The sequence below is a fragment of the Streptomyces sp. NPDC053076 genome (assembly GCF_044546845.1).
GTDB lineage: Bacteria > Actinomycetota > Actinomycetes > Streptomycetales > Streptomycetaceae > Streptomyces.
Genome location: NZ_JBITZL010000007.1, coordinates 400,039 through 413,399 on the forward strand (window position 1 = coordinate 400,039; position 13,361 = coordinate 413,399).

Sequence of the window (13,361 nt, forward strand, 5' to 3'; positions counted from 1 at the left end):
GACTGGGCCGGTGCCGGGCGGTCAGGTCCTGCGGAGTCGCAGGCCCAGGAGCGCCAGCCCCAGGCCCAGACCTATGAGGACCAGGCCGCTGCCCAGCGGGAGGATCCGCAGGACCGGTTCGGCGGGGGTCGCCTGCTGGGCAGCGGACCGCGGTGAAGGCGTGGCGGAGTGGCGTCCGGATTTCTCGGGCGGTGCGGAGGCGGTCGGCAGGTATGTGGTCTCCGGCTCCGCCGGCTGTGCGGCGGGAGTGGCGACAGCGGGGTCGTCGTCGCCCTCCACCTCGATCGCGGGTCCCTCCGGCCGGCCCGGCCGCATCCGCCCCTCACCGGCCAGGCTGCCCGCCCGGGACGGTGATGCGGAGGCGAGTGGGGGATAGGGGCGGACCGACGCCGAGGCCGAGTCGGACGGCATGGGGACGGGCGCGGGCGAGTCCAGGTGCGTGAAGCCGGCGGCGGACGGCCCCGGGCTCGGGCTGTCGTCGCCCGGCCGTTCCTGCTCCGGGTGCCCGCGGACCGGAGCGGAGTGCTCTGGGGCGGCGTGCTCTGGAGGGGAGTGCTTCGGGGACGGGTGCCGCGTCGGCCCTCGCTGCCCCTCCCCGTGTCCCGTGGCGGACGCACGGGCGGGGCCCGGCTCGGCGGTGTACGCGGCCGTGCTGCCGTACGCGACGGCGGCGCCGTACACCGGCAGAGCCGCCGCCGTCAGGACGGCCAGCAGCCGGAGCCAGCGGAGCGTGAGTCGCAGGCGTGGAGTCACGTCGGTGACCTCCTGGAGCCCTGGTGTCAAGACCTATGGATAACCAACGGAAACCAGCCTCACATTCGCCGCTTGATTGGGCATTTCGGATTGAGCCGACGGGTCTACACGGTGGATCAACCTCACGAGGGGGCAGCACGGTGATGAGGTGTTGGCGTGCGAGAGAATGGCGGCATGGAGATGCCGAGGAACGAACGGTCGTCCGAGAATCCTCAGATCCTGGTCGTGGGCCAGGACGGGATGGCGCTCGGCGGCGGGGGCGACGACCCCCGTGAGACCCCGGTGACGGAGCAGGTCGAACAGCCGGCCAAGGTCATGCGGATCGGCAGCATGATCAAGCAGCTGCTGGAGGAGGTGCGGGCGGCTCCCCTCGACGAGGCCAGCCGGGTCCGGCTCAAGGAGATCCACGCCAGCTCGGTGAAGGAGCTGGAGGACGGGCTGGCCCCGGAACTGGTCGAGGAACTGGAGCGGCTCTCCCTGCCGTTCACCGACGAGACCACCCCGAGCGACGCGGAACTGCGGATCGCTCAAGCGCAGTTGGTGGGCTGGCTGGAGGGCCTCTTCCACGGGATCCAGACGACACTGTTCGCCCAGCAGATGGCCGCGCGGGCCCAGCTGGAGCAGATGCGTCGCGCGCTCCCGCCGGGCGTCTCCGGTCAGGAGGGCGACGACCATCTCGCGGGCGGCCGTTCGGGCGGGCCGTACCTGTAGGCGATCGACCGCCGTAACCGTAGGCGGTCCACCGCGGCACCTGTAGGCGGTCCACCACGGCACGGCGTAGGCGGTCCACCGCGGCACGGCGTAGGCGGTCCACCGCGGTACCCGTAGGCGGTCCACCGGGCCGCCCCGGCAGGCCCCGGAGGGCCGCACCCGCCCCGCAAGGCCCCGCACCCGACTCGGCCACGACACACGAAGGGCCCGGCGGACGACCGCCGGGCCCGATCCATGTGCCGAACCGCCGGGGCGCCTGAGCTATGCCCTGACCGCCCTGGTGCGGATCACTGCGGGGGATTGCCCGTCGACACGCTCAGCTGGATGCTGTCCAGGTCGTTCGGGTCGATGTCGGTGCCCTGGGCGGGGAACTGGTTCAGAACGGTTCCGTCGCCCCAGGTGTTGTCGTCCTGGGCCTTGATGTCCCACTTCCAGCCCGCGGCCTGGAGGCACTCCTTCACGGAGTTGATGTCCTTGTACCGGAAGTCGGGCATCTCGGCCTTCTCCGGGTCCGTATAGGACTCCCGCGGATCGGTGCACTTGGTCTTGTCGATCCGCCGGGTGCGGTCCGGCCCGCGATAACCCGCCCGGTGGGACGCGGACGCCGAGGCGCCGGAGCCACCGGTACCGCCCTTGGTGTCGTCGCCGTTCTTCAGTGTCAGGGCGACGATCAGCCCGACGGTCACGACGGCCGCCACCGCGACGGAGCCGATGATCACCGGGCGCCTGTTGCCGCCACCGCCTGCGGGCTGCCCGGCCGGGTGCGGCGAGATCGAGTACGGCGGCGGGGTCTGGGGCGCGGTCTGCGGGCCGTAGCCCACGGGAGGCGTCTGGTAGCCGCCCTGCTGCGGGTAGCCGTAGGCCGGTGCGGGCGTCGGGTGGCCGTACGGGTTCGGGACCGGGTTCTGGACCGGAGCCGGCTGGTACGGCGTCTGCACCTGCCCCTGCGGCGCCGAGGGCGCCTGGCCGACCGGCGGGAACACCGCGGAGCCGACACCCGAGCCGCTCTGCTGCGGTCCGGCGCCCGGCACGATGCTGGGCGGCGCCGCCTGGAAGGAGGCCGCGACGCGCAGGCACTCGGCACGCATGGACTCGGCGGTCGGGAAGCGCTCGTTCGGGTTCTTCTTCAGCGCGCGGGCGACCAGCGCGTCCACGGCGGGCGGCAGCGAGCGGTTGATCGAGGAGGGCGCCACCGGCTCCTCCTGCACGTGCGCGTACGCGATCGCCAGCGGCGAGTCGGCGTCGAACGGCAGCCGCCCGGTGACGAGCTGGAACAGCATGATGCCGACCGAGTACAGGTCGGAGCGGGCGTCCACGCTCCGGCCGAGGGCCTGCTCGGGCGAGAGGTACTGCGGGGTGCCGACGACCATGCCGGTCTGCGTCATCGAGGTGACACCGGACTGCATGGCGCGGGCGATGCCGAAGTCCATCACCTTGACCACGCCGCGCTTGGTCGTCATCACGTTGCCCGGCTTGATGTCGCGGTGGACCAGCCCCATCTCGTGGCTGATCTCCAGGGCCGCGAGCACATCGGCGGTGATCTTCAGCGCCTTGTCGGCGGGCATCGCGCCGTACTGCCGCATGTCCTCCTCGAGGACCGAGCCCAGCGGCCGGCCCTCGATGTACTCCATGACGATGTACGGCGTCGCCGTGCCGGTCAGTTCGTCCTCGCCCGTGTCGAAGACGGAGACGATGTTGGTGTGCGTGAGCTTGGCCACGGCCTGGGCCTCGCGGCGGAAGCGCTCGCGGAACGCCTGTTCCCGGCCCAGCTCGGTGTGGAGCGTCTTGATCGCGACCTGGCGGTCCAGCACCGTGTCGTACGCCAGGTGCACCGAGGCCATGCCGCCTTCGCCGAGCAAGTCGCGCAGCTGGTAGCGGCCGCCGGCCAGGGCCTGCCCCGCGTACCGGCCGTGTGCGCCGTCCTGGCTCATCTCTCCGCGTCCCCCACTGGCCGTCCGGCGCCGTCGCCCAGCGAACTGGCCTTGATCGAATGTGTCATTCCCGGCCAAGTCTGCCCGAGGGCACAGACACGTCAAGCTCGGTGCCCGTTCCGTGACCGTACGGGCAAGAAGCGTCGCGCAAGCGTTACAGGGGATGTGCGACCGGCACACAGAATTTGCACGAGAGCGCGTGCTAGAGGTTTCATGGCCGGTCCGTCTCGGCTCGGTCCCGGTTGCCGTTCCGAACCGGCGGCCCCCACGGAGGCTGTAGCGTGGCCGACGGAGACCCGTGACAACACCGCGCGCACCGCGGGCAGAAACGACGGCGAGGACTGATGGCACAGACGCAGCGCTCTCAGGGCCCGTCCGACCCCGAGGCGACTGGCGGCGGCATGTCAGACGGGCCGGAGATGTGGGGCAACGGCGGGCTCGTCGGCGACGGCCGGTACCGGCTCACGCACCGGCTGGGCCGGGGCGGCATGGCCGAGGTGTTCGCGGCCGAGGACGTCCGCCTGGGCCGCACGGTCGCGGTCAAGCTGCTCCGCGCGGACCTGGCCGAGGACCCGGTCTCCAAGGCCCGTTTCACTCGCGAGGCGCAGTCGGTCGCGGGCCTCAACCACCACGCGATCGTCGCCGTGTACGACTCCGGCGAGGATGCGGTGGGCGGCCAGTCCGTGCCGTACATCGTCATGGAGCTGGTCGAGGGCCGCACCATCCGCGACCTGCTGCTGAACGCCGAGGCGCCGGGCCCCGAGCAGGCGCTGATCATCGTCTCCGGGGTGCTGGAGGCGCTTGCCTACTCGCACCAGCACGGCATCGTGCACCGTGACATCAAGCCGGCGAACGTCATCATCACCGACAGCGGTGCCGTCAAGGTGATGGACTTCGGCATCGCCCGCGCCCTGCACGGCGCGTCCACGACGATGACGCAGACCGGCATGGTCATGGGCACCCCGCAGTACCTCTCCCCGGAGCAGGCCCTCGGCAAGGCCGTCGACCACCGCTCCGACCTGTACGCGACCGGCTGCCTGCTCTACGAACTCCTCTCGCTGCGGCCCCCGTTCACCGGTGAGACCCCGCTGTCGGTGGTCTACCAGCACGTCCAGGACGTGCCGGTGCCGCCGTCGCAGGTCGCCGACGGGACCTGCCCGCCCGAGCTGGACGGCCTGGTCATGCGGTCCCTCGCCAAGGAGCCCGACGACCGGTTCCAGACGGCCGAGGAGATGCGCGGCCTGGTCCAGTACGGCCTGCAGATGCTGTACGAGCAGGGCGCCCACACCGGCACCTGGAACACCGGCCCGGTCGAGGCGCACGACGGCCGGCACACCCCGGCGGCCGGCTTCGCCGGGACGACCGTCATGCCGCACCCGATGGAGGGGGCGGGCACCGCGCAGATCCCGCAGCCGATCCTGCCCGCGGGCTACGGCAACGGCGACGACGGCGGTTTCGAGGGGAACGGCAACAGGGGGAGCGGACGCGGCAAGCTGTGGATCCTCGCCGTTTTCGCCGTCATCGCGATCGCGGCGGGCGTCGCGCTGGCGCTGAAGGGCGCGGGCGGCAACGGCGGCAGCGGCACCGACACCAAACCGACGACGACGCACTCCAAGAGCACGAAGCACAAGTCGCCCTCCGCGACCCCGTCCGACGAGGACACCGGCCAGCCCACCGATTCCTCCACGGACACCGGCTCGGACCCGGGCACCGGGTCGGGCTGGCCGCCGGCCACCACGCCGTCGTACAGCCAGTCGCAGTCGGCCAGTTCCACCCCGAGCGACGAGCCGTCGGACCCGCAGCCCTCGCAGTCGCAGCCCACGGACCCGACGGACGGCGGGACCACGGTCGGCGGCGACACGACCGACGGGACCACCGACGGGGGGACCACCGAGGGGGAGACCACCGACGGCGGGACCACGGAGGGCGGCGGCACCACCACCGACGGGACCACGACGGACGGCGTCTCGGGCGACACCGCCGGTTGAAGGACGCCCACGGCGGCCGGGACGGCGTCGCCCGGCCTGGCCTGACCTGAGTCCGAAGCGGGCCGTCCGGCTCACTGCACGAACGCGTCGCACACCGCGTCGTACTCGCGTGTCCACCACACCGCGAGTGCCGACGCGGCCGGGAACTGGCAGTCCGCGCGCGTGTCGCCGCGCTCGTAGTGCCAGCGCAGCATCCAGAAGTCGTTCAGCCGTTCCCACCACACCCGGTGCACGGCCGCCGCCAGCTCCGAGGGCGTGGCGCCGGCCGCGCGGCGGTACGTGCGCGCGTAGGCACGCACTTTCGGCAGGTCCAGCGTCCCGCCGGGCCGGACGAAGAAGATCACGGCGGCCCGGACGGCCTCCTCCGCGCGCGGCTGCACGCCGAGCCGGTCCCAGTCCACGATGGCGGCCGGGGCGTCGTCCTTGTAGAGCAGGTTGTACGGGTGGAAGTCGCCGTGCACCCAGCCGACCGAGCCGCCGCGGGGCGGGCGCCGGTCGGCGTGCTGCTCCAGGAGCGCGCGGCGTTCGAGCAGCCGGTGCCGGGCGAGTTCGTCGAAGGCGTCGGCGGGGCGGTGCCGGCGCACGTGCGCGAGCAGGTCGTCGATGAGGGCGAAGGTGTCGGCCGGGTCGGCGCTCTCCACGGGGTGCGGGCTCGTCGCCGGGCGGGTGCGCCCCTTGGGGGGCATCACGCGCTCCAGACAGGCGTGTACGGCCCCCAGGAGCGCTCCCAGGCGTGCGCTCTCCCCGCGCGTGAGCTGACCGCCGTGGCGGTGCCTGCCGTCGATCCAGGGGTGCAGGGCGTAGGCGTGGCCGCCGACGACGGCGACCGTGCGGCCCTCCCGGTGCGCGAGCGGCGGGGCGACCGGGACGCCGAGGTCGGCGAGGCGCTGGGTGGCGCGATGCCGGTGTTCGATGGCGGCCGGGTCGGCGGTGTCCGGGTCGAAGTGGTGTTTGAGGAAGTAACGGCCGCGTGTGGTGCACAGCCGGTAGCCGCGGTTGAGCAGGCCCTGGTCGACCGGCTCACAGGTGAGGGCGGTACCCGCGGCGTACAGGCGGAGCAGGGCGCCCAGAGGGGGCGCATGGGGCACAAGGGGGGGTACACATGAGCGCGGCACGCGCCAGATGGTAGGGCACGCGCGGCCCCTGTGAGCTGGGCCTTGTCACAGACAGTCGTCGACGGTCGCTTTCGGTCATGGTACGGGCTTTTCCGCTGCATGCGGCCGGCGGAGGCAGCTGCCCGGGGCGTCGCATTCCGGGTTCGGCGAACGGACCGCGGACGGAATTCTTGATCGCCTTTTCCGTCGGGTGCGGTCGTTCACGGATCCGGCGATCACCCGGCCCGTTCGCCGATCAGTCGCACGAGGGCGTCCGAAGCCCGCCGTCCCTCTCGATATCCGGCTCGCCGGAGGGCGACTCGCGGACACCATGACGGCCGATCTCATGGCCATCGGGCAGAAATAGCAGTATTTTTCCTCTTTCATGCACGAGGTAAGACTCACAGGAAACTCTTCCCGTGACCTGGGTGGGCGGGATAACGTGCGGTTGCTCCGGACTACCGCAAGGCTGTGACCAGCGCGCTTTCCTATCGCCTCGATTTACTTGGAAATCCAAGCAAAATCGCAGGTCAAACGGGGTTTCACAGAAATGTGAGGCACTGGGTAACGTAATGGTTGCAGGGCGCTCGCCGGGGCACCTGTCACGCCTGTTCCCGGCCGAGTGGCACCCACCCCGTGCCCCGGTGGTCGAAACAGGTGAGCCGCACTGGCCTACCGGCAACCCCGGGGGCCGGAACGACGGAGGAGCACACGTGACCGTGGAGAGCAGTGCCGCGCGCAAGCCGCGACGCAGCGCCGCAGGCAAGGCCGGCACCACCGGTACCAAAACCGGGGCCACCGGCACCAGGCGCACCACCCGCAGTACCGCCGAGCAGGGCACCGACCCCGAACTCGTGCAGCTCTTGACCCCGGAGGGCAAGCGGGTCAAGAACGCCGAGTACGACGCCTACGTCGCCGGCATCACCCCCGAAGAGCTGCGCGGCCTGTACCGCGACATGGTGCTCACCCGCCGCTTCGACGCCGAGGCCACCGCCCTGCAGCGCCAGGGCGAACTGGGCCTGTGGGCCTCCCTGCTGGGCCAGGAGGCCGCCCAGATCGGCTCCGGCCGGGCCACCCGCGAGGACGACTACGTCTTCCCGACCTACCGCGAGCACGGCGTCGCCTGGTGCCGCGGTGTCGACCCGACCAACCTGCTCGGCATGTTCCGCGGCGTGAACAACGGCGGCTGGGACCCGAACAGCAACAACTTCCACCTGTACACGATCGTCATCGGCTCCCAGACCCTGCACGCCACCGGCTACGCGATGGGCATCGCCAAGGACGGCGCGGACTCGGCGGTCATCGCCTACTTCGGCGACGGCGCCTCCAGCCAGGGCGACGTCGCCGAATCGTTCACCTTCTCCGCGGTCTACAACGCCCCGGTGGTGTTCTTCTGCCAGAACAACCAGTGGGCGATCTCCGAGCCGACCGAGCGCCAGACCCGCGTCCCGCTCTACCAGCGCGCCCAGGGCTACGGCTTCCCCGGCGTCCGCGTCGACGGCAACGACGTGCTGGCCTGCCTCGCGGTCACCAAGTGGGCGCTGGAGCGCGCCCGCAGCGGCGAGGGCCCCACCCTGGTGGAGGCGTACACCTACCGCATGGGCGCGCACACCACCTCCGACGACCCCACCCGCTACCGGGGCGACGAGGAGCGGCTGGCCTGGGAGGCGAAGGACCCGATCCTGCGCCTTCGCCGGTACCTGGAGACCTCCCACCACGCGGACGAGCAATTCTTCGCGGAACTCGAGACCGAGTCCGAGGCGTTGGGCAAGCGGGTGCGCGAAGCGGTCCGCGCCATGCCCGACCCGGACCACTTCGCCATCTTCGAGAACGCGTACGCGGACGGGCACGCGCTCGTCGACGAGGAGCGCGCCCAGTTCGCCGCCTACCAGGCGTCGTTCGCCGATGAAGGGGGTCACTGAGATGGCCGAGAAGATGGCGATGGCCAAGGCCATCAACGAGTCGCTGCGCCGTGCCCTGGACACCGACCCCAAGGTCCTCGTCATGGGCGAGGACGTCGGCAAGCTCGGCGGCGTCTTCCGGGTGACGGACGGCCTGCAGAAGGACTTCGGCGAGAGCCGGGTCATCGACACCCCGCTCGCCGAGTCCGGCATCGTCGGCACCGCGATCGGCCTGGCCCTGCGCGGCTACCGCCCGGTGGTGGAGATCCAGTTCGACGGCTTCGTCTTCCCGGCCTACGACCAGATCGTCACCCAGCTCGCCAAGATGCACGCCCGCTCCCTGGGCAAGGTCAAGCTGCCGGTCGTCGTCCGCATCCCCTACGGCGGCGGCATCGGCGCGGTCGAGCACCACTCCGAGTCCCCCGAGGCGCTGTTCGCGCACGTGGCGGGCCTGAAGGTCGTCAGCCCCTCCAACTCCTCCGACGCGTACTGGATGATGCAGCAGGCCATCCAGAGCGACGACCCGGTGATCTACTTCGAGCCCAAGCGGCGCTACTGGGACAAGGCCGAGGTCGACTTCGAGGCGATCCCGGCCCCGCTGCACAAGGCCCGCGTGGTCCGCGAGGGCACCGACCTCACCCTGGCGGCCTACGGCCCGATGGTGAAGCTCTGCCAGGAGGCCGCCGACGCGGCGGCCGAGGAGGGCAAGTCCCTGGAGGTCCTGGACCTGCGCTCGGTCAGCCCCCTCGACTTCGACGCCGTGCAGTCCTCGGTGGAGAAGACCCGCCGCCTGGTCGTGGTCCACGAGGCGCCGGTGTTCTTCGGCTCCGGCGCGGAGATCGCCGCCCGGATCACCGAGCGCTGCTTCTACCACCTGGAGGCACCGGTCCTGCGGGTCGGCGGCTATCACGCCCCGTACCCGCCGGCCCGCCTGGAGGAGGAGTACCTGCCCGACCTGGATCGCGTGCTCGACGCCGTCGACCGCTCGCTGGCGTACTGAGGAGAGGGTCGTGACGACGATGACGGAAGCGTCCGTACGCGAGTTCAAGATGCCCGACGTGGGCGAGGGACTCACCGAGGCGGAGATCCTCAAGTGGTACGTCCAGCCGGGTGACACGGTCACCGACGGCCAGGTGGTCTGCGAGGTGGAGACCGCCAAGGCGGCGGTGGAACTCCCCATCCCCTACGACGGCGTGGTCCGCGAACTGCACTTCCCCGAGGGCACCACGGTGGACGTGGGCACGTCCATCATCGCGGTGGCCGTCGCGGGGGCCGGCGGTGCCGCACCGGAGGCGCCCGCCGAGCAGCCGCGGACGGAGCCCGCCCAGCCGAAGGACGAGCCGAAGCCGGAAGGCCGACAGCCGGTCCTCGTCGGCTACGGCGTGGCGACCTCCTCCACCAAGCGACGCCCCCGCAAGGGCCCGGAGGTCACGGTCCCGGCGCAGGCGATCCAGGCGGAGCTGAACGGCCACGGCGGCGCGGTCACCGACAAGGCCCGCCCGCTGGCCAAGCCGCCCGTGCGCAAGCTGGCCAAGGATCTGGGCGTCGACCTGGCTGTGATCGTCCCGTCCGGCCCGGACGGGATCATCACCCGCGAGGACGTCCACGCGGCGGCCGCGCCCCAGACCGTCGAGCAGGTCGCCCAGGCCCCGGCCGCCGCCCCCGTGGCCGCGGCGCCCGTGACGTCGTACGACACCGGGCGCGAGACCCGTGTCCCGGTCAAGGGTGTCCGCAAGGCCACCGCGCAGGCGATGGTCGGTTCGGCCTTCACGGCCCCGCACGTCACCGAGTTCGTGACGGTGGACGTGACCCGCACGATGAAGCTGGTCGAGGAGCTGAAGCAGGACAAGGACATGCAGGGCCTGCGGGTCAACCCGCTCCTGCTGATCGCCAAGGCCCTGCTGGTCGCCATCAAGCGCAACCCGGACGTCAACGCCTCCTGGGACGAGGCCAACCAGGAGATCGTGCTCAAGCACTACGTCAACCTGGGCATCGCGGCGGCCACCCCCCGTGGCCTGATCGTCCCGAACATCAAGGACGCGCACGACAAGACGCTGCCGCAGCTGGCGGAGGCGCTGGGCGAGCTGGTGGCGACGGCCCGCGAGGGCAAGACCTCGCCCGCCGCCATGCAGGGCGGCACGGTGACCATCACCAACGTCGGTGTCTTCGGCGTCGACACGGGCACCCCGATCCTCAACCCGGGAGAGTCGGCGATCCTCGCGGTCGGTGCGATCAAGCTCCAGCCCTGGGTCCACAAGGGGAAGGTGAAGCCGCGTCAGGTCACCACCCTGGCCCTGAGCTTCGACCACCGGCTGGTCGACGGCGAGCTGGGCTCCAAGGTCCTCGCGGACGTCGCGGCGATCCTGGAACAGCCGAAGAGGCTCATCACCTGGGCATGAGGCCCCTGGTGGGTAACGTCCGGGATGAGAGAGGGGGCGGCCGCCCGTTTGGGTTGCGACCGCCCCCTCTCTCTTTCAGCCCCGGTCGAGCACGCACACCGGCACGCCGTCCTCGGCTCCGCTGCGGCGGAGTGCCGGTGTGCGGTGAGTCGGTGCCCGGCTCGGGGCGCGGTCAGCCGGGCCGGTGGGTCCGGAGCGCGTTCAGCAGGGCCGCGCCCCGCTCGGCGTCGTCCACGCTCACCGCGAAGTCGGTACGCCGCCCCCGGGGGCGTATGACCAGGCAGTCGCCGGCGCGGAGCATGACCGTCGTGCCGAGGCCGCTGAAGCGGTAGCCCCAGCCGCCGACCTGGGAGGGCAGCCGCCGCTCGGCGCGGGCGGACTCGATGGCGGCCGGGGCCCAGCGGCGGGCGGGCCAGCCGAGCGGGCCGAACGACACCTCCAGACCGGCCTCCGACACCTTGGCCTGGACCGAGGAGAAGGCGGTGACGGTGAGCGCGGTGACCGTGCAGACCACGCACACGGGCCACAGCCCGGCGGGGTTCACCAGACCGGCGGCCAGGGTGACCAGCGCGGCGGCGGCGAGCAGACCCGCCACCGCCGCCAGCAGCCGCAAGGCCGGGTTGGCCGTACGGGAGAACCACACCAGCCGTTCGCCCTCGGGCAGGTCCAGTGCGCGGGCGGTGGCGGCGGGTGCGGCGGTGGGCAGGGTGGTCAGCCGCCATGTGATCGCGCCGGCCACCGCCGCCAGGGCCATGGGCAGCACCACGCCGAGGACGGACATCCGGGCCTCGTGCCAGTCCGCGCGGTCGAGGTTCGCCCGGACCACGGACACCTGCGCGCCGACGAGAACAGCCCCCGTGGGTGCGAGCGCCATCGCCCGCCAGGGGCGTGCGGCGGGCCGGGAGCGGCGCCATCGGAGGCTCACCGGGAGGGCGACCAGCAGCCAGACGGCCGCCGGGAACAGGGAGGCCGCCCACAGCGGCATCGAGCCGTCGGGGGTGTCACCGCCGCTCCAGTGGGTGGCCAGCCGGCCGGGGAGCCGGTCGTGCGCGGCCCAGGGCACCCCGGCGAGCACGGCGGTGACGGTCGCCGTCGAGGCGACGAGCCACCGGCGCGCCGTGTGACCGTGGGGCTCGGCCCCTGTGTCCTTCCCCGTCATGCCGGCCCCCGGATCATGTCGATGAGGTCGCTTGGGCTGTAACCCAGCCGGGACGCCTCCGCCACCAGCTCCCGCACCTTGATCTGCAGCCCGGAGCGGCGGGCCGCGCCCTCGGCGACCGTGATCCCCCGGCCCCGCCGGAACTCCAGCAGGCCCTCGTCCCGCAGTTCGCGCAGACCGCGCAGGACGGTGTTGACATTGATGTCCAGGGCCGTGGAGAGAGCGCGGGCCGAGGGCAGCCGGTCGCCCGCGCGGCACTCGCCCTCGGCGATGGCCCGTCGGATCGCCGCGGCGACCTGTTCGTGCAGCGCGCGGGTGTCGGCCGTGTCCAGACGTAGCAGCATGGTGCTAATGACACTAGCACCATGGGTGCCATCGTGAAGGGGGGAGCAACGAGAAGGGCCCGCCGCGGTACGCGACGGGCCCTCGGGGTCGAGCGGTGTGTCAGCCGAGCTTGGCGAAGCCGTAGCCGAGGAGCTTCTTGGCGTCGGCCTCGCGCTGGGCGATGGAGGAGGAGGCGAGGACGGTGCCGATGACCGTCTTGCCGTTCCGGGTCGCGGCGAACACCAGGCAGTACTTGGCCTCCGGACCGGAGCCGGTCTTCACCCCGATGGTGCCGCTGTAGCTGCTGAGCAGCCCGTTGGTGTTCTTCCACGGGGCCATCGTGCGGGTGCCGCCCGACTTGGTCTTCGTCTTGGCGGTGTACGACTTCGTCTTCACGACCGTGCGGAACGTGGAGTTCTTCATCGCGCTGCTGGCGATCTTCGTCAGGTCGCGCGGTGTCGAGTAGTTGTTGCCGCTGCCGATGCCGTCGAAGGAATCGAAGTGGGTGTTGGTCAGATGCAGGTTCTTGGCGGCGGTGTTCATCTTTCCGATGAAGCTCTTCACGCGGGCCGCGCGGGTGGAACCGGTACCGAACTTGTCGGCGAGCGCGTAAGCGGCGTCGCAGCCGGACGGCAGCATCAGACCGTACAGCAGCTGACGCACCGTCACCTTGTCACCGACGATCAGGTGCGCCAGGGAGGCGTTGTTCTTGACGACGTAGTCGCTGTACGCCTTGTCGATCGTCACCGTGGCGTTCAGGTCGAGGTTCGGCTGCGCGAGCACGACCTTGGCGGTCATGATCTTTGTGGTGGAGCCGGTGGAGAGCGGCTTGTCCGCGTTCTTCCCGAACAGCGTCGCGCTGTTGGAGTTGTTCATGAGGTACCCGCCCTTGGCCACGATCGAGGGCGTGGCGACGGCCTGTGCGGGCGCTGCGGTGAGGGCACCGGTGGCGAGCAGCGCGCCGGAGGTGACAGCGACGGCGGCGGCTGTGCGGAAGCGGGTGCCCGTAATGCCGGTAATCAATGTGATGTACCTCGGATGTGTTGAATGCCCCTGATATGCGGCCGAGTTGACGTGGGAGCGGAAGGGAGCCGCATGTGT

The 13,361-nt window shown here is 71.5% G+C and carries 11 protein-coding genes; 5 read left to right on the plus strand and 6 right to left on the minus strand.

Annotated features, from left to right (window positions below; all coding sequences use genetic code 11):
- Window positions 1-21: 21 nt before the first annotated feature.
- The gene (locus ACIGYR_RS28150) at window positions 22-753 is read right to left on the minus strand and encodes a hypothetical protein (RefSeq protein ID WP_399603454.1); all 732 of its coding nucleotides are present in this window, start codon (window positions 751-753) and stop codon (window positions 22-24) included.
- A gap of 174 nt (window positions 754-927) precedes the next feature.
- Between ACIGYR_RS28150 and ACIGYR_RS28155 the strand changes: the two genes are divergently transcribed.
- Window positions 928-1,464 carry a bacterial proteasome activator family protein gene (locus ACIGYR_RS28155; RefSeq protein ID WP_391846147.1) on the plus strand — a complete coding sequence of 179 codons (537 nt, stop codon included), beginning with the start codon at window positions 928-930 and terminating at the stop codon, window positions 1,462-1,464.
- Between the two features lie 287 nt (window positions 1,465-1,751).
- Here the strand turns inward: ACIGYR_RS28155 and ACIGYR_RS28160 are convergent, their stop codons facing one another.
- Window positions 1,752-3,395, minus strand: coding sequence for a protein kinase (locus ACIGYR_RS28160; protein WP_399603451.1), 1,644 nt, complete (start codon window positions 3,393-3,395; stop codon window positions 1,752-1,754).
- 344 nt (window positions 3,396-3,739) lie between these two features.
- Here ACIGYR_RS28160 and ACIGYR_RS28165 point away from each other — a divergent pair, with 344 nt between their 5' ends.
- A complete protein-coding gene (locus ACIGYR_RS28165) occupies window positions 3,740-5,383 on the plus strand; it encodes a protein kinase (protein ID WP_399603449.1) in 1,644 nt (547 codons plus the stop codon).
- 71 nt (window positions 5,384-5,454) lie between these two features.
- Here the strand turns inward: ACIGYR_RS28165 and ACIGYR_RS28170 are convergent, their stop codons facing one another.
- The gene (locus ACIGYR_RS28170) at window positions 5,455-6,471 is read right to left on the minus strand and encodes a phosphotransferase (protein WP_399603445.1); all 1,017 of its coding nucleotides are present in this window, start codon (window positions 6,469-6,471) and stop codon (window positions 5,455-5,457) included.
- 719 nt (window positions 6,472-7,190) lie between these two features.
- On the opposite strand from ACIGYR_RS28170, the gene pdhA reads away from it, so the two are divergent.
- Genes pdhA through ACIGYR_RS28185 form a run of 3 tightly spaced genes read left to right on the plus strand, consistent with a single transcriptional unit; the run spans window position 7,191 to window position 10,777 of the window.
- A complete protein-coding gene (gene pdhA, locus ACIGYR_RS28175; protein WP_391846152.1) occupies window positions 7,191-8,399 on the plus strand; it encodes a pyruvate dehydrogenase (acetyl-transferring) E1 component subunit alpha in 1,209 nt (402 codons plus the stop codon).
- Between the two features lies 1 nt (window position 8,400).
- Complete coding sequence (locus ACIGYR_RS28180) at window positions 8,401-9,378, plus strand: alpha-ketoacid dehydrogenase subunit beta (RefSeq protein ID WP_391846153.1); 978 nt, start codon at window positions 8,401-8,403, stop codon at window positions 9,376-9,378.
- Window positions 9,379-9,388: 10 nt separating this feature from the next.
- A complete protein-coding gene (locus ACIGYR_RS28185; RefSeq protein ID WP_399603440.1) occupies window positions 9,389-10,777 on the plus strand; it encodes a dihydrolipoamide acetyltransferase family protein in 1,389 nt (462 codons plus the stop codon).
- Window positions 10,778-10,949: 172 nt separating this feature from the next.
- Here the strand turns inward: ACIGYR_RS28185 and ACIGYR_RS28190 are convergent, their stop codons facing one another.
- The 3 genes from ACIGYR_RS28190 to ACIGYR_RS28200 all read right to left on the minus strand — a co-directional run bounded on the left by ACIGYR_RS28190 (window position 10,950) and on the right by ACIGYR_RS28200 (window position 13,283).
- Window positions 10,950-11,936 (minus strand): DUF1648 domain-containing protein, encoded by a 987-nt coding sequence (locus tag ACIGYR_RS28190; protein WP_399603437.1) that lies wholly within the window; start codon window positions 11,934-11,936, stop codon window positions 10,950-10,952.
- Window positions 11,933-12,280 carry a GntR family transcriptional regulator gene (locus tag ACIGYR_RS28195; protein ID WP_399603434.1) on the minus strand — a complete coding sequence of 116 codons (348 nt, stop codon included), beginning with the start codon at window positions 12,278-12,280 and terminating at the stop codon, window positions 11,933-11,935. The genes ACIGYR_RS28190 and ACIGYR_RS28195 overlap by 4 nt, the downstream gene beginning before the upstream one ends.
- A gap of 100 nt (window positions 12,281-12,380) precedes the next feature.
- The gene (locus tag ACIGYR_RS28200; RefSeq protein ID WP_391846159.1) at window positions 12,381-13,283 is read right to left on the minus strand and encodes a D-alanyl-D-alanine carboxypeptidase family protein; all 903 of its coding nucleotides are present in this window, start codon (window positions 13,281-13,283) and stop codon (window positions 12,381-12,383) included.
- Window positions 13,284-13,361 lie beyond the last annotated feature (78 nt).

Excerpts from the sequence above, each read along its gene's own strand:
- ACIGYR_RS28165 (WP_399603449.1), top strand. The coding sequence starts at position 3,740 with ATGGCACAGACGCAGCGCTCTCAGGGCCCGTCCGACCCCGAGGCGACT.
- ACIGYR_RS28180 (WP_391846153.1), top strand. The coding sequence starts at position 8,401 with ATGGCCGAGAAGATGGCGATGGCCAAGGCCATCAACGAGTCGCTGCGC.
- ACIGYR_RS28195 (WP_399603434.1), bottom strand. The coding sequence starts at position 12,280 with ATGCTGCTACGTCTGGACACGGCCGACACCCGCGCGCTGCACGAACAG.
- ACIGYR_RS28160 (WP_399603451.1), bottom strand. The coding sequence starts at position 3,395 with ATGAGCCAGGACGGCGCACACGGCCGGTACGCGGGGCAGGCCCTGGCC.
- ACIGYR_RS28190 (WP_399603437.1), bottom strand. The coding sequence starts at position 11,936 with ATGACGGGGAAGGACACAGGGGCCGAGCCCCACGGTCACACGGCGCGC.
- ACIGYR_RS28155 (WP_391846147.1), top strand. The coding sequence starts at position 928 with ATGGAGATGCCGAGGAACGAACGGTCGTCCGAGAATCCTCAGATCCTG.